This is a genomic window from Sphingobacterium faecium (assembly GCF_003054045.1).
In the GTDB taxonomy this organism is placed as follows: domain Bacteria; phylum Bacteroidota; class Bacteroidia; order Sphingobacteriales; family Sphingobacteriaceae; genus Sphingobacterium; species Sphingobacterium faecium.
On the sequence record NZ_QBKH01000003.1, the window covers coordinates 396833 to 418174 of the forward strand.

21 protein-coding genes are annotated in these 21342 nt (G+C 34.5%); 14 read left to right on the forward strand and 7 right to left on the reverse strand.

From position 1 onward, the window contains the following. The first annotated feature begins 1171 nt into the window (after nt 1-1171). The 4 genes from C8N37_RS22780 (at nt 1172) to C8N37_RS09815 (ending at nt 3576) form a co-directional block, all read left to right on the forward strand. Entirely contained in the window at nt 1172-1339 is a 168-nt protein-coding gene (locus tag C8N37_RS22780) for a hypothetical protein (protein ID WP_170114505.1), read from the forward strand. A 632-nt stretch (nt 1340-1971) separates the two neighbouring features. Further along, nucleotides 1972-2163, forward strand: coding sequence for a DUF3606 domain-containing protein (locus C8N37_RS09805; RefSeq protein WP_045754552.1), 192 nt, complete (start codon nt 1972-1974; stop codon nt 2161-2163). Between the two features lie 393 nt (nt 2164-2556). Continuing rightward, on the forward strand, nt 2557-3069 hold the full coding sequence (locus C8N37_RS09810) for a CinA family protein (RefSeq protein WP_108158747.1): 513 nt from the start codon (nt 2557-2559) through the stop codon (nt 3067-3069). A gap of 189 nt (nt 3070-3258) precedes the next feature. Beyond that, nucleotides 3259-3576: a hypothetical protein gene (locus C8N37_RS09815; RefSeq protein WP_045754551.1), complete on the forward strand. Its 318-nt coding sequence runs from the start codon at nt 3259-3261 to the stop codon at nt 3574-3576. 222 nt (nt 3577-3798) lie between these two features. Here C8N37_RS09815 and C8N37_RS09820 read toward each other — a convergent pair whose 3' ends face one another. Beyond that, a complete protein-coding gene (locus C8N37_RS09820) occupies nt 3799-4401 on the reverse strand; it encodes a hypothetical protein (protein ID WP_108158748.1) in 603 nt (200 codons plus the stop codon). Nucleotides 4402-4477: 76 nt separating this feature from the next. On the opposite strand from C8N37_RS09820, the gene C8N37_RS09825 reads away from it, so the two are divergent. Then, complete coding sequence (locus tag C8N37_RS09825) at nt 4478-5746, forward strand: aerolysin family beta-barrel pore-forming toxin (RefSeq protein WP_045754549.1); 1269 nt, start codon at nt 4478-4480, stop codon at nt 5744-5746. Between the two features lie 349 nt (nt 5747-6095). On the opposite strand, the gene C8N37_RS09830 is transcribed toward C8N37_RS09825, so the two are convergent. The 4 genes from C8N37_RS09830 to C8N37_RS09845 form a co-directional block, all read right to left on the reverse strand. Then, nucleotides 6096-6647 carry a hypothetical protein gene (locus C8N37_RS09830; RefSeq protein WP_147051539.1) on the reverse strand — a complete coding sequence of 184 codons (552 nt, stop codon included), beginning with the start codon at nt 6645-6647 and terminating at the stop codon, nt 6096-6098. A 358-nt stretch (nt 6648-7005) separates the two neighbouring features. Next, a complete protein-coding gene (locus C8N37_RS09835; RefSeq protein ID WP_108158750.1) occupies nt 7006-9681 on the reverse strand; it encodes a Plug and carboxypeptidase regulatory-like domain-containing protein in 2676 nt (891 codons plus the stop codon). A gap of 11 nt (nt 9682-9692) precedes the next feature. After that, entirely contained in the window at nt 9693-10532 is an 840-nt protein-coding gene (locus C8N37_RS09840; RefSeq protein WP_108158751.1) for a GLPGLI family protein, read from the reverse strand. Nucleotides 10533-10595: 63 nt separating this feature from the next. Continuing rightward, complete coding sequence (locus C8N37_RS09845; protein WP_108158752.1) at nt 10596-10919, reverse strand: hypothetical protein; 324 nt, start codon at nt 10917-10919, stop codon at nt 10596-10598. A gap of 801 nt (nt 10920-11720) precedes the next feature. Here C8N37_RS09845 and C8N37_RS09850 point away from each other — a divergent pair. From C8N37_RS09850 to C8N37_RS09870, 5 genes are all read left to right on the forward strand, one after another. Further along, nucleotides 11721-12251 (forward strand): DUF421 domain-containing protein, encoded by a 531-nt coding sequence (locus C8N37_RS09850; RefSeq protein ID WP_108158753.1) that lies wholly within the window; start codon nt 11721-11723, stop codon nt 12249-12251. Between the two features lie 156 nt (nt 12252-12407). Continuing rightward, on the forward strand, nt 12408-13172 hold the full coding sequence (locus tag C8N37_RS09855) for a hypothetical protein (RefSeq protein WP_108158754.1): 765 nt from the start codon (nt 12408-12410) through the stop codon (nt 13170-13172). A 257-nt stretch (nt 13173-13429) separates the two neighbouring features. Beyond that, complete coding sequence (locus C8N37_RS23160; protein ID WP_108158755.1) at nt 13430-13945, forward strand: PD-(D/E)XK nuclease family transposase; 516 nt, start codon at nt 13430-13432, stop codon at nt 13943-13945. 35 nt (nt 13946-13980) lie between these two features. Continuing rightward, on the forward strand, nt 13981-14442 hold the full coding sequence (locus C8N37_RS23165; RefSeq protein WP_108158756.1) for a PD-(D/E)XK nuclease family transposase: 462 nt from the start codon (nt 13981-13983) through the stop codon (nt 14440-14442). A gap of 196 nt (nt 14443-14638) precedes the next feature. Further along, nucleotides 14639-15184, forward strand: a complete 546-nt coding sequence (locus C8N37_RS09870) for a PDDEXK nuclease domain-containing protein (protein ID WP_211322224.1) — start codon at nt 14639-14641, stop codon at nt 15182-15184. A 180-nt stretch (nt 15185-15364) separates the two neighbouring features. On the opposite strand, the gene C8N37_RS23170 is transcribed toward C8N37_RS09870, so the two are convergent. Continuing rightward, on the reverse strand, nt 15365-15496 hold the full coding sequence (locus C8N37_RS23170) for a hypothetical protein (RefSeq protein ID WP_261775298.1): 132 nt from the start codon (nt 15494-15496) through the stop codon (nt 15365-15367). Nucleotides 15497-16100: 604 nt separating this feature from the next. On the opposite strand from C8N37_RS23170, the gene C8N37_RS09875 reads away from it, so the two are divergent. The 3 genes from C8N37_RS09875 (at nt 16101) to C8N37_RS09885 (ending at nt 19507) form a co-directional block, all read left to right on the forward strand. Continuing rightward, nucleotides 16101-17717 carry a hypothetical protein gene (locus C8N37_RS09875; protein ID WP_108158757.1) on the forward strand — a complete coding sequence of 539 codons (1617 nt, stop codon included), beginning with the start codon at nt 16101-16103 and terminating at the stop codon, nt 17715-17717. Nucleotides 17718-17780: 63 nt separating this feature from the next. Further along, nucleotides 17781-18338, forward strand: coding sequence for a DUF5025 domain-containing protein (locus C8N37_RS09880; RefSeq protein ID WP_108158758.1), 558 nt, complete (start codon nt 17781-17783; stop codon nt 18336-18338). A gap of 32 nt (nt 18339-18370) precedes the next feature. Then, nucleotides 18371-19507, forward strand: coding sequence for a clostripain-related cysteine peptidase (locus tag C8N37_RS09885; RefSeq protein WP_108158759.1), 1137 nt, complete (start codon nt 18371-18373; stop codon nt 19505-19507). Between the two features lie 186 nt (nt 19508-19693). Here the strand turns inward: C8N37_RS09885 and C8N37_RS22660 are convergent, their stop codons facing one another. Further along, nucleotides 19694-19879, reverse strand: a complete 186-nt coding sequence (locus C8N37_RS22660) for a hypothetical protein (RefSeq protein ID WP_146171048.1) — start codon at nt 19877-19879, stop codon at nt 19694-19696. 236 nt (nt 19880-20115) lie between these two features. Here C8N37_RS22660 and C8N37_RS09890 point away from each other — a divergent pair, with 236 nt between their 5' ends. After that, nucleotides 20116-21183, forward strand: coding sequence for a serine hydrolase domain-containing protein (locus C8N37_RS09890; RefSeq protein WP_108158760.1), 1068 nt, complete (start codon nt 20116-20118; stop codon nt 21181-21183). Nucleotides 21184-21342: the final 159 nt, after the last annotated feature.

Below are 21342 nucleotides of genomic sequence, written 5' to 3' on the forward strand. Positions count from 1 at the left end.
TTGAGAAGAACTCTATTAAAATGTAGTCTAGTAACTCGGAGTTATGATAACAGTTAGAGCCATAATATAACTATGTCCAGGCGAAAATAAGATAAAAGCTCCTTTTACTACAGGTTATATGCCGTAATCCAATTTGTTGAAGAATTTAAAATATCAGGACAAATTACTTTTCCTAATCAAGAAAAATCTATATCTGGTATTTTTAATTATTCATTTGTTTTTCAGATTTTCTGCTAATTATCGAAGCGAGTGAACAGGTTATGATTCCTGGAAGAACTGCATAAATTGGAAGCCAGACAAAAAGTAAACCGCTGGTAGAAGATTTTGAAGCCAGATGATTAATGTCAAAATACCACATAATTTGTGCTGTTAGTGGAAATACAAGTAATATTAATATGGAGAGTATATAGAATATAAAAGATGCTGTTTCTGAGCGCTTTATTTTATAAAAAACTTTCAGTTGAAAAATGTAAAAAACAGCTATCGGGAGTAATTGGTATAAAGCAAAATAGTTGAAACCCAGGATCAGAAAAGCCGTAAAGGCGCATAAAATAGATAGTAAAAATGCAGTGGTATTGCTCATGATCAAATATAAGTATTTATTATGGTAAGTAATCTTCAGTTCAAGTATAAGTGAAAAACCCAAATATTTTGATCAATTTTATTTACTATTGATTGTATAGGGTTCTACAATTCGTTTTATCGATTTTTTACAAAGAAAACCTTGACGTTTTTACCCATAGCAGTATTTATCTGCACATCTTCTGCTAAAGGAAAACCTGACGTTAATACAAATAACGGGTATTATCATTATGCTTATATCTATTTTATCAATGAACTTCATAAAAACAAAACCAATAAATACTATTCATATTAAATAATCTTCTATAGGCTATTTTTATGAAGGTTATTATTTCATTTTTGTAATTATCCACTTTGGCCTATTTAGACGAATATTATCAGAAAAAGGAGTTTGCCAATAAGATCAAGAAGAGGAAAATAAAGCACAGATAATTTTTTACAAACATTTGGAAAGGAATTTAGAGTAGTTTTAACTAGTCAACTGTCCTTTGTGGAAAGATTTCTTAGATTACCATAATGTATTCTTTTAGTTGCTTTGTCTCCAAAGATATATTTGGCACGTTATTAGTCTTTTATAATAAAATTTAGTATGAGAAAAATTTTTATAGTATTGACCCTTATTTGTATGGTATTTTTGACTTCTTGTTATACGACAAGAACCGCTGGAAATAGCGGTAAAGTACCTCCCGGACAAGCTAAGAAAGCTGCTGGAACAAAATCTGCGAAACCATTTGCACACGGCCAAAGAAATAAGTAAATATGGTTTTTAAGTAAGTTATATTTTTAGGATTTATAGATTTTAGAAATAGTAATATATCTGTTAGTCAAAATTTAATTTGTTTTTTAAGGACAGCAGGGAGACACCTTGGATTGTATTCGTAATATGCTTGGGAAAAGAACAGACCTAATTAATGATTATTCAGATCTACCTAATGTAGGAGACCTGTGTTTTTTTGAATCTTAAGTATAAGCTAAGCTACCCTTTTTATAAATGATTTAGAGCCAAAAAATTTTGATGCGCCCTTGAAGGCGTCTATAAAATGATTTTTGTTAAATATCTTAGAGGATGGAAAAACCTATAAGTTTCCACCAGTAATCTCCAGCGTTGAAATAAATAATTGTTGAAATAACGATTGATGACTAATCTGGTCATTGATGCAACGACACTAAAATTATCTATTTGAGGTTCTACTTATTAGAAAAAGATTGAAAATCTCGAAAGATTTCAAGGAGACCTTTGTTATTCAGCAAAAAAGATTGACTGATGCTAGCAATTAAAGACCAGAAAATTTATTATTAAATGCAACCTTTTAAGTTTTGTTGGTGTTATATGTATGAATAAGTCAAACGCTGGTTTATCATATCGTAAATTTTTTTAAAAATTATATCATGGCAGATAACAAATCAAAAAAAGGGAAATCTGACAGAAACAAAGTCAGTGGTTCAGAAAATTACGAAATCCAATATTTTAAGGAAAAGATGGGAGTTTCTTCCCAAGCGGTTACTGGTGCAATACGTGCCATAGGTAGCAATGACAGAAAGAAATTGGAAGAATATCTCAAGAAGCGTCATGCCAAATAGAAGCTAGCATAACAAAGCAATTTACTACAACTTCTAACATATCCTTTTTGGGGAAACATTTTTTGGCAAAGTGCTTCGCTTTGTGGTGCAGATGCACGATGCGTCGCATTTGCATTACGTCCTACGCTTGAAAATGTAGGGCGTACTCAAAAGCTGAGCTGTTCCGAAAGCACTACCTCCGGATCCAGCAGTCAGAAGGCTTGCCATAGTTGTTGAAGGTCTTGCTTAAGACTACAAAGATTTTGAAGGTATTAGCTTTAAACCCGTGTTAGGTGAGGGAATTGATTTGGGAGAAGCAATTGAGCAGTACACAGGAAGAAAATTTTTCTTTAAAAAAATGACTTGATCAACGGGGATCTTAATCAAAATGTCAAACTATTTGATAATTAAAAAATGATAAAGAATAGATCAGAATTTCCAACAGATGAACTGGGCAAAATCAGCAAAAAACTATCTGCTTTAAGTGAAACTGTTTCAACTGCTGAAAGTGTTACTTCAGGCTATCTACAGTTTTTATTGTCGCAGATGCTCCAGGCATCTGAAATTTATAAAGGTGGCATTACCGCCTACACTTTACAGGAAAAAGTGAATTTGCTAAAAGTGGATGAAAAGGAAGCAAAAAAGTGCGACTGTGTTTCTAGTGTTATATCCAATAAGATGGCGCTCTATACTGCCGAGCTGTTTGGAACTGATTGGGGAATTGCTGTAACTGGATATGCGACACCTGTACAGGAATCTGGTTTCCAGCTTTTTGCCTTCTTTTCATTTGCGTATCAGAACAAGATCATACACACAGAAAAAATCGAGCTTAATCCGGATGCCAAGGGACCTGATGCACAAATCCACTACGCAGAACACATCATTACAGCATTTAAAAATAAGTGCTCTAAGCATCATCCTGCCTAAACATTTACAAAGACTTAACAGCTTCCGATTTGGGTATTGGGCGTGTTTATATAAAAGATAGACTATCAAATATAAACAACTATGTGGAGGGACATATCACTCTATACCGATTTTGAAATCGTCAAGAAAGCAACTGTATCCATGACATAAATAGATCAATTTGATAGATTTATTCCTTAAATTAGACATATGAAAAAAAACTTAATAACTATTATAGGTCTTTTGGCGGTGATATTATCTTCTTGCTCTGGCGTACGAATAGCCACAATGAGACAATCGAAGATGGAGCAGCTCGAATTGGGCATGTCCAAATCGCAAGTCGTTAATATTCTCGGATCATCCTATTCGATCGCGCAAAAGGAGATAAATAATACGGATACCATAGAAGTAATTTCCTATAGGAATGTCCCTTTTGATGAAGAATTCTATTTGTTTCGCTTTAAGGATAATAAGTTAGAAAAATGGTACCGCGAATTCCAACCTATATACAGAGAACCAAGACCGTAGATTTTAATGTTTACTGCCTTTATATAAGCGAACAATTTCAGTTGTGGCAATTTTTGCGCTTTATCTAAAGGATATTCCTAATTAATCAACGTAGCAAACATATAATGGATTGATAGTAAATCCATTTATGTACATATACTATGTACTCTTATTATAATCTTTTGAGTGCCGAATTCTTGTCCACTGAAGAAGTAATATTTTACATTCAAGTGTATTTCAAATTTACAGATTTTCGAATTCCATAGAGCATTCTAATCGGTTTGGGATAAAACCAGTCCATATACCATTCACTTTAACAATTTCTCTGGTTTTAATATCTCTAAGAGTTAATACATATTCAGACGTTATTTTGTTGAAAATAATGGCTATTGACCCTTTTAGATTTTTATTAGGTTGAACATAAACTGAATCCTTTAGATTTAGATTGGATGGTATTTTCAATTCATTTTTTTCGTATTTCCATTTCTTTTCCCCTAAAGAAATTTGTGAATTATCCACATATTGAGGGACACTATATAATGTGCTTGAATCAACAAGTGTAAAAACACTATCGGATTTTTGATTAAAAAAAGATGTTTCGAATATTGGTTGGGGATCAATTATTATCTTTTGAACAGTGCCTGTAGTATTTTGATAGGTAAGATTAGGTTTCAACTCTTTAATTTCTTCTACTGAAGTAGAATTTGTGTCAAACAGAATATTCATTATCTCATACTTATTAGAAGATAAGCTATCAGGCGAATTCTGGTCTATATCTATTGGGTTGTTGCTTTTTGAGCAAGACAGTTGTATTATTAAGAATACAATAAATGATAATTTCTTCATTATAAATTATATTTAACTATATTTACTACAAGGTAGCTATAATTGCTATAAATTACTAACAAAATTAAAATAAAGTATGAAAAAGTCATTTTTAATTATTTTGTCGGCTTTCATTTTATTGAATTCTTGCCAAAAAGAAATTATTTCTCCTATTCAAAATGAGAAAGAGATGTTATCAAATGCTCAAGCTAAAGGGCAAGCTGGGGTGGTCGACACTGCGGGAATGGGTGCTATAATACCCATAGAAGAATCTCCCTTAAAGAAATACTTAAAATTATTCCCCAATCAGTCTTTGATTACAACTAAAAACACAACACTTTCTTATCCATCAACACTTTATGACCTTAAAGATCTTCCTTTGAATATTGTTGTAAAAGGAAATACCACTGCAGACAGATTCTTTACTTCACAAGGAACCAATCAAGAAGTTCTCTTAGCCCCAGAAAATTCAAACAATCCCCACCAGAGGTTTAAAATAGGTATCATGCCATTAACTGGCTATATTTATATAAAAAATGTAGAAGATAAATTAGTTTCTGCGGGAGTTTACACCAATAATCCCAACGTAGATATTTTATACGTAAAAGACAATACCAATTCAATTGGTGCGATGTGGAATTTTATAGAGTCATACCAACATAAACCTGGTTATACTCTACAAAATGCAGATGTGTTAGGGTTTGATGGTCCAGAACCTACAATTGGTAACGTATACAATAAAGTTATTGGCGGCCAAGCAAATAAAATATATTTTGGAAAGAATTTTAATCAATTAAATCAAACTTTTGAATTACGCGTTATAGGGGATTATGAAATTCAAAATATAGAATACCTAAATGATGCCAGAGCTACAATTACTCAAATTCCTGACTTTATAGTAAATTGGTCTTATTCAAATGGCTCAAGCGTCCAACAGTCAATGACTACAAACTTTGGAAGCAAAGCTAGTAAAACGTCCAACTTCTCTGAACAAAATTCTTTTTCACTTAAAGTCAGTACTAGTTTTAAAGCCAAGGTTCCTTTCTTAGCGTCAGGTTCAATTGAAACAGAGGTTGGCTCATCTCAAAGTTATACTTATGGACAAAGTGAAAGTTCTGAAGATACTAGAACATATGATTTTCCTTTACTTGTTCCAGCAAAAACCAAAGTTACTGCTACTGCGAAAGTTGCGAAATTTAAACTCAATGTTCCATATATCGCGACTTTGAGAGATAAAAATACAGGGTATATTCTCAAAGTAGCTGGAGTCTGGGAAGGCGTGGATCTGACTGATATAGATGTTACGGTAAATGAAACAAGTCTTGTCACTGGCGTTACAACCTTAAAAGCGCAGTTCAAGAAATAAGGCTCCGACTATTTTTTTTTATAGAGCTGTAATCTACAATCAGTAGAAAGAAAAGGTAGTATGCAGTTAAAATAAGCGCATACTACCTTTATATTTTGATATGATCTATTGGGATAAGGTAACACGTACCTTGTGGTCGTTCGGAATCACCAAGTATTGTATTTTTATATCCTCATGTTTGGCTTTAGTCTCAGGTGTTTCCGATGTTGTTTATCCGGAGTACTTCTTATTTATTTCACTTCGGCCCCTGTATTGCTGTTTCAACTGTCTCCATGTAAAAAAGGTTTATCTCAAATGCGATTAGCATAATTGAAGCTTTTATGGAATCCACCAATATATAACTAAGCTTTTAGCGGTGCTGCCAGCATCTTCCTCCACCGGCAACGACACGCTTACAGTAGCCTCCCGATTTGTTTTTGGCTCCGCATACGGACGATGTCGGTTTGGTGCTACCTCCATTATTTCCTCCATTTCCCGAGTCTGTGTTTTTATATGCGCCATAGACTCCATATCCCAAATCTCTTTGTGTGTCATAGGTTATATGAGTTTGGTTATATCCCACATCACCATATACGATCTCTTTGTTTTTTAGTATATATGCATTTATTGTCTGTTTATATGCTAGCAAGGTCTTGATGGATAGCTTTAACTCAAAGCTGATCTTCTGATCAAATACATAATCCCACTTTCCTTCTGTATGCTTTACTGTTTTTGTGCTGTTGGATTTATCGGTATAGGTGATTTCACAACTGCTACATTCCACTTCGTAGCTGAATTCATCCATGGGTTGTTCTATGATGGCCTCTTGGTTTTTGCTGCACGCATTTAGAGTTAATAGAGTAGCAAATAAAAATAGATACTTTGTTAAGCCTTTTGCTTCAATTAGATTTTTAAACCTCATACAGATTAACTTTTGTTTTTGATTCATGTTTTGGCAAATCTAATGGTTCATATTTGTCCTATCTTACGGTTTCCCATATTTCTAAAAAGCGGTCAAAAATAAAATAATACACCGAATTTACAGCTGCGTGATAAATGATAAAGCGTTTGAAAAAATCCTAAAAACATTTATTTATCCATAGAAATCTCTAGTAATCCAACGATGTGCTCTGCAAAGAGTCAGATTCAATTGTTACACATTATTGACGCAGCAACCTACTGCTATATCCATAGTCGATTAATCTGCATGCGTGGCGAGTAATTTACGGGAGTGGGCGAAGATGACAAAGTATTGGTGTTAAAATTCACTCCTTCCGATCTTAAAAGGTAAACGCGTACTTCAACAAGATTGTTCGTGGCCTTAGGGGTAATTGAAAAGTCATTAATTGATTTGAATCCGAATTCATTTGTTGATAAAGTTTCTGATTGGTCAAATTTATGCACTGAAGTTCAAAAAAACTTTTCCAATTGGCAGGACTGTACTTTAAATTTAAATCCAGGAAACTATTATTTACTATCTGTCTTGATGCCTGCTTGTAAGAAGTAAAATTATAAGCAAATGTATAAGCTATTTGATCGCTTATATTGTGTTGCCATTCTGCTTTTATTTTGCTTAACCTGGTGATGTTCTTTATTACTGTATCATCCCATGTATTTTGTTCATTGATAAATTTTGCCAGATCTCCGGCAATTGAAATCGTTAGTTCAGATAATATTTTTTTCCTCGCTTTTAGCGATATATTCATGTTGTAACCATTGTATGGGGAGATTTCGTTATTGTACAGACTGTTTCCTTGTTGCAATCCTATATTCCCGCTTGCTGAAATATTAGTCGCGATTGGAAATAGATATTTCGAAATATTTCCACTAAGGGCATACTTGTTAGTAACATTTTTATAATTTATGGCGTTAGCTTTGGTAGCACCACTATCAATAACATAAGAAATTATAAAATTCTGCCCGGTTCTATCGTAGTTTAAGGAAATAAAGTAAAATAACATTTTTATGGGTTTACGATAAGCATATCTGGCTCCAATTGTATGTAGATCCGTTTTAGGCAAGGGTATGTCATTTGCGCTAAATTGTCTGTAACTTACCAATATATTACCAGGATAAATATCAGTAATTTCACCAAAGCTGGTTTGCCGGCTGTATCTAAAATCAAGCTCACTGTATTTTCCTATTTTGTTACGGAACTCTATTATAGGGTTAAAAAGAAAATAGTTTTTTTTTTCAGCGTTTACTGCATCACGTTTATTGTATTTTATAAAGCTGTATGTAGGAGTAGTTTCCAGGCTTAAGGAACCTCTTTGCAGCTGGTAAATTAGTGCCGCTTTTCCGTAGAGCCCTATATTTTTAAACACGATATCATTTTCAAAGTTTTTGCCGACTGTGCTGATTACGTTTAAACTGTCGGTTTTATATAAATTACTATTAAGTGTATTGTGATCATAATATGCGCCTAACGCTGCCGAAAGGATAAAACGATCAAATTTTGTTTTATAAGTAGCAGATTGATTTATAAACAGGTTTTTTGTCCTGACTTGCTGATTAAGCATCAAATAGCTCATGCTATCATTAACAATGTCTTGTTGAATTCCCGGAGAAATATTTAGATTTTCGTTCATTTTATAGAATTGTAGCACCGAATTGTACTGTACCACATGATCTACACCCATTGCCTTTGTCAGATTAGTTTCATTGCTCAAGGATAGTTGATTTGTTGGCTGTATCTGCTTAAATGCTACATTATTTTGAATTGTGCCGCCACTTCGATCCCACCTGGGTAGATCTATTTTTGTGTTAGACTTTACATATATCGAATTGCTGTTTTTCTCGATTTGGGCACCAATTTGCCAATGGCTTAATTTTTCAATGGTATGCTGTATTTCATTGTAACGAACGGTATCAGCATTTGGCAAAAAGTAATTAACCACATTGTTGTAATTGTAATTTCTTTTTAGTTCCATGGCAGCAATATTTAAGCGTAAGTCCCAGTCAGATTTAAGTTTATAAAGTGCATTGATATTCCCCGCGTAATCATTATTGATGAGGTGATATTTCTCGGCTAGAGTGGGAGTTCGCTCACTCATCATAGAAAGGTATGGCTTGGGGGTTTTCAAACCAACCTCACTGCTGTTGAAAGATATCCCGATATTGGCATGCTCTGTTTGTAGATTCTGACCAATATTATTCACTTTTAAATTGTTTATGCTCTTAACTTTATCTTTAAAAATAAGATTATTCAATTCTGCAACATAGGCCTTGTTGCCCAAACCTATAAAACCAGTGTTGATGCTAATAGTGCGGGCATGATCGGCAAGTTTCAAATTTAACGAAATGTTATTGGCTACCATGTAACCATTTAATGCTTTGATTGGTTGATCTCTTTCTATCACCTGAACCTGTTCAACAGCATCAACAGGCACATTACTGGTAGCAGTTCTATACTTCCCATCCAAAAGATTATCACCATCTAGATACACATTGGTTATGCGTTTCCCATTGTAGCTAATAGCACCATTGTCATCGACCTGAATGCCTGGAAGTCTGGCGATCAAATCCGCAATTACCCGATCGTTTTTATCCTTGAATGCGTTGACATTATATTTTAAGGTATCGCTGGATAGAGATATCTTACTTTTTGTTTTTACGGTAACTTCTGATAATTTATTGTATGCTTTTTTTAATATCGCAACATAAGGATAATGAGCGATATTGGAAAGCGGAACTACAAGTTGCTGATAACCTATAGCCGTTATTTTGAGAGAAAGAAGCTCCTTATTTCCTTGCAATTCAATATTAAACGAGCCCTGCTGATCTGTTTTGGTAAAAGAAATTCCTGCGCCATTTTCATTGATGAGGGTTATAGAGGCATAGCCAACAGGAGTCCCAATACTGTCATTTACGATTCCATTTATGATTATGGTACTTTGACCATAAAGTAATCGAGTAGAAAATATTAAGAAAACAAGTAATATAGTTTTTTTGCACAAATCTTATTTGCTTAGTTTGTTAATTCCAATGGAAAATTCAATACGAATTTCTTGCGTTTTGTACCAGATCCGTTTCTATCTACAGCTACATTATCAATAGTTAAACCACTTGAATTCATGGCATCCATACCAAAGCCATTTTTGCTCGCTTTCTCCATTTGATTATATGCTGAGGCAGTAGTTACTGTAGCATCTGTAGGTAATTCCAATGATGCTGAAGCTGGTAGTTTTCCACTTGTAACCACATTTGTACAAGTAAATTTTATCCACTGTCTTGCATCATACGCTTCTAAAATTAAACCTGGTAGGCCGTGCAATTTCCATGGGCCAAGACTTGCAGGTATATCTGTAGTAAACCAGGCTGTATACAGTCTGCCTTTGCATATACCAGTAGCTTTTTGGCAAACATAACCCAATATTTCTTTGGTTTCCTGCTCAATTTTCCAATTTATTTTTTCTAAGGCTTCTTTTATCAGGTAGTTGTTCCGGTTAAAGTTCTTATTGATATATAAGCTGCTTTCCTTTTCGTTCAGGTAGATGTTATCGCTGGTCGTTCTTAATAAAGTCCCCATGTTTACCGTATTGCTCCCAGATTTCATAGCCGCTTCTATCTTTGCCATTTGTATTGAATCTTGAGTCATCTTTGTCGAGCTTGTATAAAAGCTTTGGTAGGCATTAAAAGGCATCAGGAAATCTTCTTCCCATAAAATACCCGTGTTTGTTGAATCGCGGATATGAAAAAAGTGATAATAAGCAACTCCAGTAGGTGGCTCGGTTGTATTTTTATAGCTAAAAGCATAACAGCTGCACAATACGAGTGCAGCTGCAATAAGCTTGATGTAATTACGCATCAGTTTTATGATAAGTGATCAAAAAGAAGGGGTTAAAAGCGCCCTAGAAATCTAACAGTTGATTTAATATAAACAACCACCATTATTATTTATAGTAGTTATTGCATGGTTGGCTGCTGTCATCCACAGGTCACCGTAACTTGTGCCCTGTGGTCCTGATACCCATATAGCCATTGTATTTCCACATTCATCCTGCCAGTCAACCCTCAGTTGTGTACGTTTAGGTTTTCCAGCCACTTGTGGTGTTGTTGATACTTCAATTTGGTCTTCCGAGGTTTTCTTAATCTCTAGCTGTGCACCATCTTGCTTAACATTAGATGCCAAATCACTTGAAAAAGCGCTTATTCCTATAGATAAGAATAGTAACGCAGTACATAATTTTTTCATAGTTTTTGTTTTTTAGTGAATTAATTGAATAGGGATATATGCATAGTAGATGATGTCATATTCCTTATTTTTAGGTAATATTCAGCATTAAAGATCACTAGCAAAATAGTGGTTTTATATGTGTGCATTTTTCAAGAATATTCGTGTGGTTTAGATCTATATCTGTAGATTATGTAATACACTAAAAAATATAATGGAAAACTTTTAATAAGAATTGTATCCTGTTTCCAGTGATTGCTAAACATAAGAGTAAAAGAAAATGCTATAGTAAAGAAATTTACGAATATTCAGAATATCCAAAGAAGCTCAAGCCCAAGCACATTACGCTATGTTAAAGAAGGTAAAGCCACACAGATACCAGCAGATGCTCATAGCATACCGGTGTAGGGTTTATATATTTGGGAATCCCGAAGGGATCTGTCATTCCGTAGGGACAATGATTTATACAGTGGAGAATCGATAAAGACTGACAGTAGTCCTTTTCATTCACCACTACCAAAACATCTTAAATCCATAGATAAAACACAGTATTGCGGTTTCTGAAGTAAGAATTTGAACACATCGTTCATGATGCTTTTGTAAAACGCTTTAGGTAAAAAACGATATCATAGTTTAAATTGCCGCAAAAAAAAGTGGTATAGCGCATAATCAATACAATTATATTTCGCGTACCTATAGCACAGAAATAAAGTTACAACGAACAAGGAAAGCATCTTTTGGTCCCATTTTTTTAAAATCCAATTTTTTTTAATAAATTCTTATTGAAGCCGAACATCAAGTTGGTCCATTTGTTATCTCCTTATGAAAGAATTAATATTTAAAGATTGGCAAAGCATTGGAAATGTTGCTTTCTGTACTGTCATTGGTTACTTCGTTTTATTTTTATTTATCCGTATATCTGGAAAACGGACGTTAGCCAAGCTTACCGCATTTGATTTTGTTGTCACGATAACGCTAGGTTCTACACTTTCGTCGATGATTTTGGGGAAAGTCACGCTAATCGAAGGTGCCGTTTCGCTCGCAATCATCATACTGCTACAGTATCTTCTAGCATTTTCTGCAAAGAGATTCCATTTCCTAGAAAAAGCTATTAATGCTTCACCTACTTTGGTATATTATCGTGGAAATTACCTCAAACATGCTATGGAAAAAGAGGTGCTTACAAAAGAAGAAGTTCTCGCTGCTGTAAGGGAAGCAGGGCTTGGTGATGTGGAAGATGTAGAAGCCGTCGTTATGGAAATCAATGGCGAATTAGCAGTGGTCAAAAAATCTTTCGCAGGATCGTACTCATCGTTAGAAGATATTGAAATCCCAAATCAAAAAAGGAAGTGAAATTTTTGTCAACGCATAATATAACATTGTACTGAGTTGACCCAAGTGGTACTTTGGAAAATTTGTGGTCGTCGCAATGTCAAAAAGTATTATTAACCTTGGGTTTTCCTATCTATACTTTTAGCAGATCCGATAGGCAAACTTAAATACGATTATATGGTAAGAGTAATTGTTTTTCTGTCCATAGTGGTGCTATCCTGTGATCAGAAAGGAACAACAAAAAGTGGTGTCCCATCCAAAGCAAGTCAAGTATCTGTTGCAAATGAAGGGCCGGCACCTCTTAAGTCCAGACCACAAACAATTGAATTGGCAATAGAAAAAATAAGTAGCGCAGAATTCCTTTCTGCAAAACAAAGTGCTAAAGTAAATATCCCTTTGGATAAGATTACAGATTTAAAGATCGTTCAGGAAAAATTGGCAGGAATCGTAGAATTTGAAGAGCAGGGAAATTACCTGGGTATAAAAAAGATTAATTTCAGGAATGGTCATTCTGTCCAAAATGAGGTTGACCTCAGTGAATGTGCTTTCGTTTCATACTTTCCTTCCGAGGACGTTTTGCTTTTGGAATGCGGCCACACCATGGATGTAAGCTTTGATCTGTCCACAGGACAGACTACCTATGAGATAGGAAACCTCAACTTGGTGACCATATCACCATCTGGAAAATACAGATTGAACAAGGTATTCGAAGGGCAGGAATGCTACAGCCATTTTATCCAGGTAAGGGAGAATGGTAAATTTAAAAAGATCGCCGAGCTCAATGATTTCTTTGAAAAGAAAACCGGCAAATGGCTTTGCGTAATAGAGCAGGAATTTTGGTCAGACGATTCTACTCTTTATTTTGGGCTGTTGACCGAATATAAAGAAGAAGGAAACGAATATGAATTTTATAGAGTAAACATGACCAATGGTCGTAATTAACTGGAAAATATCCAAATCGATCAATTCTTATAAGTAATTTACTGTTTAATCATATGTTTAGTTAAGACCATGTCGCTAGATGTGGCTTTTTTTGTGTCCGGCAAGCAAGACTAGGTTAACAAGTTGATGCTTTTTTTGACTGCTAGCCGACAACAAACGTTTACAAACGACTACAAACGATTAATAACCGGCTAATAATTTTAGTTTTTCTGATGTTTGCTTAGCAATAGTTAATTATTTCAGCAAATGCTAAAATTATGAAAAATCACGTTCAACCCGTTTTTATTGATCCGACTACCGATGAGGGCTTCAAACGGTTATTCGGAGACAAGATCAACCTAATTAATTTTCTCAATATTATCTTTCGTGGTCGAAAGACCATCACAGACCTTACTTATCGGGATACCGAGCGTATTGGTGCAACCGAAGAGATCGGCAAAGTTATCTTTGATTTGGTAGTCCAGATCAGTACAGGAGAAGAGATCATCATCGAGATGCAGACCAGCAGTCAGACTAATCTAAAGCAACGCATGCTCTATTATGCTAGCAAGGTTATTTCAGACACAGCACCCAAAGGAAACCGCAAAGCCTGGGGTTATGCCATTCCCGAGGTTTACACCATTGTCCTGATGGATGGTTTTCATATGCCAGGCGGTGATCGGAGTACATATTTTCATGATACTTGCCTGTGTAATAGAGATTCAGGGGAAATATTTTGCTGGAAAATTTTGATACTTTTTGGTCAGCAAGAGACTTTCCTTACAGTTGCTTGAGTATGCAACAGTAACTCAATTAGTTTTACGAGGGTTTGGGGTTTATCTATTTAGAAATTATTAACTTTGTTAAAAGCGAAGCTGAGGTTGAAGACGAACTGGATAAAGTATTTTATATGCTCAAGAATATGTCTACGTTAAAGACCTTGCCACGGATCATGAAATCGGCTGTATTTCAACGCTTCTTTCAGTTGGCCAGCTACGCAAAATTGACAAAGGAGGAACGAACTATGTATGATATTAGTTTAAAACGTAAATGGGATGCCGAAGCAGTGCGGATGTATCAACAGGAACAAGTTGAAGGACTTAAAAATCAATTGGAAGGACTAGAAAATCAATTGCAAGAGGCTAAAGAAGCTGTTGTAATTGCTAAAGCCGAAGGCGAGCGCAAAAAAGCCCTTGAGACAGCATTAGAGTTCAAGAAAATGGGTTTACCTATTGCAGATATTGCAAAAGGTACTGGTCTTAGTATTGACGAGATCGAAAAGCTGAAATAAACGATCTTAGATCATATAAATAAAACAAACAAAGCCATTCTCCCAAGAATGGCTTTGTTTGTTTACCCTCCTTACGACTTGCCGTATTTTTTAATCAAACCGATCAACACAAAAATCCCGTTTGAGCAACAGCTTTTATTGGAGCCAATGCTCTGAGTGAGAACGTCAAATATCAACAGGTTATTTTGAACGTACCATGATCGGAAATACAAAACTCTCAACAGTGTTGAGAGAATTTAATTTTGGTATAACAAATGCATTTAAAGATAGTTATATTTTTGATTTTCTGAACCTTCCAGAGCCATATAACGAAAGTGATCTACAAAGAGGCTTAATTCATCAAATGAAAAATTTCATTTTAGAACTAGGAAAAGAATTTTTGTTTATTGCCGAAGAATATAAAGTACAAGTTGGGAATAGTGATTTTTATGTTGATTTATTATTTTATCATCGAGGATTACAATGTCTGGTCGCTTTTGAGTTGAAAGCCGACAAGTTTAAACCCGAACATTTAGGGCAATTGAATTTCTATCTACAAGCTCTAGACCATGATGTAAAAAAAGCTAATGAAAACCCTAGTATTGGCGTTTTACTGTGTAAAGACAAAGATAGCGAAGTAGTAGAATATGCTTTAAGTAGAAGCCTTTCACCCACAATGGTTGCCGAATACCAAATGCAATTACCTGATAAAAAATTACTACAGCAAAAACTGCACGAGCTGTTTGAGAATAATCAAATATAACATCAATAAAATGCAAATCAGCAGATCTTTATTTGATGGTTATTTGATGATAGGAATGTTTTTAGATATAACGTCCTCTAAATCAGTTGCAAATTATTTGATGGTTATTTCATTATCATATTTCGCATTGACTTAGAAACGTTATTATTCTCGGATTACAACAGATAAATCAATCTCCAACTACCACGATACGTTTACAGGAGCCTCCCGATTTGTTTTTGGCTCCACATACAGACGATGTTGGCTTGGTACTACCGCCATTACTTCCTCCATTGCCCGAGTCTGCATTTTTATAGGCGTCATAGACTCCATATCCATACCTCTTTATGCATTATAGGTTATATCAGTTTGGTTGTATCCCACATCACCATATACAGTCTCTATGTTTTTTAGTATATACGCATTTATTGTCTGTTTAGATGCTAGCAATGTCTTGATGATAGCTTTAGCTCAAAGCTGATCTTCTGATCAAATCCATATTCCCACTTTCCTTCTGTATGTTTTACTGTTTTATGGCATTGGATTTATCGGTGTAGGTGATTTCACAACTCCTAAATTCCAATTCGTAGGTGAATTCATCAATTGGTTGTTCTCTTATGGGCTCTTGGTTTTTGCTGCACGCGCCTTGGCTGACGACATTAGTGTATGTATTTTTTTAACCAAAAATTATTTAAAATCATAAAATGTCATTGAATGAAATTTTTTTCATTCAGATAATCAATATTTTATCGTTTTACAAGTGTTTTGTTTAAAATTCCCTTATTTAAGAAAAAAAATATTAGTATGTTTGTGGAAATATTTAGGGGTTAATTATTCTTTTGAGAAATAATATAGAATTATAAGTTTTTATTATAATAATTTAGAAATCTTAATAAATATCAGGAATTATTTGAAAAATTATTTACAAAACAAAGAAATGAATAAACATTTTATTTATCCACTCGTAGCTGGGATTTCATTATTATCTTGTCAAAAAGATAATTTACCGGTCGAGCCTGGAATTGAAAGTACAGTTGCGGTCAACGCGTTATCTCAGTCTAATTTGGCTAGAATTGAGTTTTCTAAAATACTTTCAAAGGCTGTTTATGACAGCAAAGAGTTAAGGAACTTTATAAAAGAAATAGCCATTGAACAATTCGATAATGATTATGATGTATTTTATCCTTTTATTAAAGATAAAATAGTTAAAGATGGAATGTCATTTCGAGAAATACTCTTGCAGTATACGGATAACGAAAATACGCTTAAAAGTATCGAAGCCTCTTTGCCATTACTGAATATATACGTTCCAGATCTAACGATGTTCAACGACTTTAATGCAGAGAAGTGGGATACAAATGACAACGATATTGTTGTAACTGCATTAAACTACGAATCTGAACAAACATTTTATGGAGATGGGAATAAATTATTTAGTCTTGCTAAAAATGAGATACCAGGTTTTCCATGTTTAATTGTGAAAGATAATGAGAGGTTGAAACAGAATATCAAAGTTAAGGGTATGAGTTCAACTAATTATGAGTTTCTCGATGATGTTTTTAATAAAAAATTAAATACCAAGGGAGCCGTTATTGTTGATGGAGTCGCGCATGGCTACAGAGATGATAATATTGTTGCGCCAGCGCAAATTGTTCAGCAGGCTTTTGCTGAATTTGGTATTGATCCTATTTACTGGCAAAGAGATTATATTTATTGGGGATTGTCAAAAACAAAACCAAAAAATGGAAGTTTCAACCCACAGGTAAGGGAATTTATCCATAAAGTTAGAGTCAATCCCAATATTTTTTATACCATTTCAGATCAGCCTAGTGATCCGAAATTAACATCTTTTCAGCATAGTAGCGACTTAAAAGATCCAGTTCCATGGGCGGACGTTGTGAGAAGAGTGTGGACTGACGGAAATTTTGAATTCAGGTTCTATATCTACAAAGGTAAGAGATCTGCAGGTAGTAATGCCGAAAAACCTGATATCAAGAATCTGAGTATATCTCCAAGGGATTTATTTACAGTCAAAAAAGTTAAGCATACCATTAAAGGGGGGGGTATCTTTCATCGAGATAAACATACCTATTCGATCGAGTCCATTAATGATCTCGAAGGTAAATGGTTTACTCCTAATGGTACAGGAATACAGCTAGAACAGTGGGATATTGCCGAGGAGTCGATGACCATGACTATTTTTGTAGAAGAATTTGATCCAGGAGAGATTGAGGAAAAAGAAATCACAGTATCAAACAAATATTCAAGTTCAGCAAATTTTAAATTAGATCTAGGTTTAGGTGGTCTACCTAAGAAACTTGTCAAGTTGGACTTATCATTTGGTATGTCTAGTCAGAAAGAGGAAACAAAAGTACAACGCACTAAATGGACTACGACCCATACGAGTGACGCACTTGGAAATGCTACATTCTATTTTTCTGATCCAATTTTAAAAGTTGATTATTGGAAAGACAAACCAGCAGTTCGAATTTATGATGGTTATTCAGTAGGTACAGGTTCTATCGATATTATGTTATTACCAAGACCTATATAAGGTTGAATCAAAGCTATCGCTATAGAGGAAATTCTTCTATAGCGATATCGAAATTAAAGATATATGAAAAAAAATATAATAGTAGCCGGATTTATAATGATCGGCTTATTAAGTTGTTCAAAAGATCATGTTGAGGTCAAGCCCTATATTCCAGGTACTTTTAGAGGTGAAATAGGAAGGCATGGTTTTTATTTAGAAAATGATAAGTCAAGAAAAGTGATTAAAACTTTAGATGGCGATGCACAATCCATCAAATTCGAATTTGAATTAGATAACAGTTTTGATCAATTTATCATTTATAATCAACTTATTGTCAATTTAAAAGATATGAAGGCTGAGACCACCTATAAAAGGTTTTTGCCCTACGTCGGTGATAACGGAGTAAATGAAAATTGGATTACTCTAATAACGAAGGATGGTAATATTGGAAACGAGAATGCAAAAATATATAGCACTTTGCAAGATCGAGAAACTTTTAACGTTCAAATAGAAAAAATTAGTGAATTACAATCTAAAGTTCCTTCGGTACAAGGAAGTATGAAAGGTTATCTGTTTAATGTGAAGAATCATAAAGACAGTATTTTGGTACAAGCTTCATTTTTGACTGAACCATTTCAATAAATCCGTGTTCCTGTGAGAAAATGTAATGCTAAATGATATTAAATAAGTATAAAAAAAGATATCTGATCACATTTCTTTGTGTGGGTATTCTTCAGATATTTGCTTCATGTAAGAAGGATGATAAGTTGCTAGAAATTAATTCTGACATCACTACGATCATCTATATGGAAGCCAATAATAATCTGAGAGGAGAAGCTCGCAAAGCCATCCATGAACTGGAGGGAGGATTATTGAATACCAAGGCTAAAAGTAATATTCTGGTTTATATAAAGGATAATGATGATATCGGCTATCTTCTGCAAATAGTTGCAAATGCAGATCCATATCGAATAGTGAGCGATACGATCATGTCATTTCCTTTTTACCGTAAGTCAGATGCAAATCAGATTCGAGAAGTTTTGACTTATGTTGATAAAAGATATAACAGTGAAACTTATAATCTTGTGCTGTGGTCGCACGGTACCGCATGGTCTCCAGGCGCAGACTATTTATCACCACCAAAATCTAAATCTTTTGGAGAAGATAGGGGGCAACAAATTGATATTATAGCATTGAAAGATGCGCTTCCCATGCATTTTAATTTTATCGTTTTTGATGCCTGTTCGATGGCAAGTATTGAAGTGTTATATGAATTTAGAGACAAGGCAGACTTTATAATAGCTTCGCCGACTGATATCTTATCTGATGGGTTTCCTTATAAAGCTTTTATTTCAGCACTTTCATATCCCGATCGCAATTCTTTAATTCGTATTGCCAACTCATTTTTCAATTATTATGATATTCAACAAGGACTTTATAGGTCAGCTTCGGTGTCCGTTACGGATTTATCCAAATTAAGTAAGTTAGCGTCATACCTTAAATTAAAATCCGATCATGATCGAGTATATGTGACAGACGGTGTGCAGAGATTGGATTTTACACCTGGATTTCCTGTTAAGCTGTATGACTTTAGTGACTTTATAACCAAAAATTTTAAACAAGAAGATGCTGATGCCATCCGCAAATTAATGGATGAAGCAATTCTTTATAAAAATAATACCAAGGAATTTTTGGGTAACAAAATTTATAAATTCTCAGGTATTACCATTTCCTGTCCATTACCTGATGATCCTTTTTATACATATTACTCAGAATTAAGCTGGAACAAGGATAGTTTTTTCTTAAAATAACATAACAAAGCCATTCTGAGCAGAATGGCTTTGTTTGTTTAATACCCAACTTACGACTTCCCGTATTTTTTATTCAAACCGATCACCACAACAATCCCATTTCAGTAACAGCAGTTACTGGAAATCAATTCCGGCTATCGCATCTTCAAAAATCGCTTTCGCGAAGAAAAGTGGGAAAAGCGCATGCTACGCATGTACGAAACCAAGATTATCGGTTACCTGCGTAGCCAGACCACCTTCAAAAGGAAAAATCCGATCGATATCCTCTTTACCCTCGGACATGGTCGCGTATGGGCTATCATCTGCGATGGGAAGAACTAAAAGAAAGTCAGGGCCATTGAGCTTATCAGTTAATAGCCGGCGATAAAACAAATGAATACATTATCGTGTTTATTAATATATACTCTATCAATATAAATAACTATGTGCTGGGACAAATCACTCCATTCCGATCTTGACTTCGTCAAGAAAACATTTCCATAGTTACGGGACGAACACAAAGACCTCGATTAAAAACTGAAGTTGCATTTCCAAATGGATCAATCTTTTAAAAAGAGGCTATTATTAATCTCAAATTCAATTTTACACAATTACTTATCAAAAGACTTATGAAATATTTTTTAAAAACCTTGCTATTCTTATTTTCAACATCTTTGGCTGTATGTAATTTGCAGGCACAACAAAAAGATGATTATTCCGCTAAAATTGATAGCTTAATACGAATCAAAGATCCACGTTCGTTTAATGGTGTCATTATGATCACCCAGAATGGTAAAACAAAATATTCAAAGGCTCTTGGTTATGCAGATTTTGAAACCAAAACACCATTGTCAGTTAAAGACAGGTTCAGGATTCAGTCAAACAGCAAACAAATTACCGCCGTCTTGATTTTAAGGGAAGTTGACAATGGAAAAATAGATCTTCAAAGTCCAATAAAAAAATATTTACCGCAAATACAGCAAATCTGGGCAGACTCGGTAACAGTTCATCAGTTGCTTAACTTCTCGTCGGGAATAACAGCCATTGACAAACCTTTAAGTTTTAAACCTGGAGCAGACTTCTTATACAATGTGGTCGCTTACACCCTGCTTGGAAATATCATTGAGAAAGTAACCGGCAAAAAATATGTGGATGTAGCAAATGATTTGTTTAAAGATCTGAATATGAATAATAGCTTTTGCTATGAAGAAAATAAAATGCAAGACATGCTGGTCAATGGCTATACAAGCTCGAATAACATCTTCAAATTAAGGAATCATCCCATTCAGGGAAATGATTGGGTTGGTTTCATTCCAGCTGGGGGAATTGTTTCCAATCTAGAAGACTTAAATACATGGGATACAAAACTTCATCATAGAAAAATCTTAAAGCCAACGACCTACAAACTGATGACAAATTATACTATTACTGCACAGCATGAAGCTTTTGGCGAGGAAAAAATTGGCTATGGCTACGGCGTATACATAAGCGATAAAACACCGATCAAATATATCGGGCATCCGGGAAAAGGGCTGGGGTTTGCATCACTTAAAATTTATTTTCCTGAAAGTGATGTAGATATGGTAGTATTAGAAAACCAATATAGTGATGACGAAAGTCTTCATTATTATTTTGAGAAGGAAATAAGAAAAATCGTAATGAATAGCAATTTAATGAGGACTAAATCTATTCATTAGGATTTGCATGAGCAGTATTCAAAAGACATCGGAAATTTTTCCGCAAATTATGATAGATGAACCCCGATGTCAGTGCCTGTCTGGAATCTATTTCTTTAGGTTCGCGATGTCCAGAAATGATATGGTTCAATGTGTATTGATCACAATTATTATCTTTGA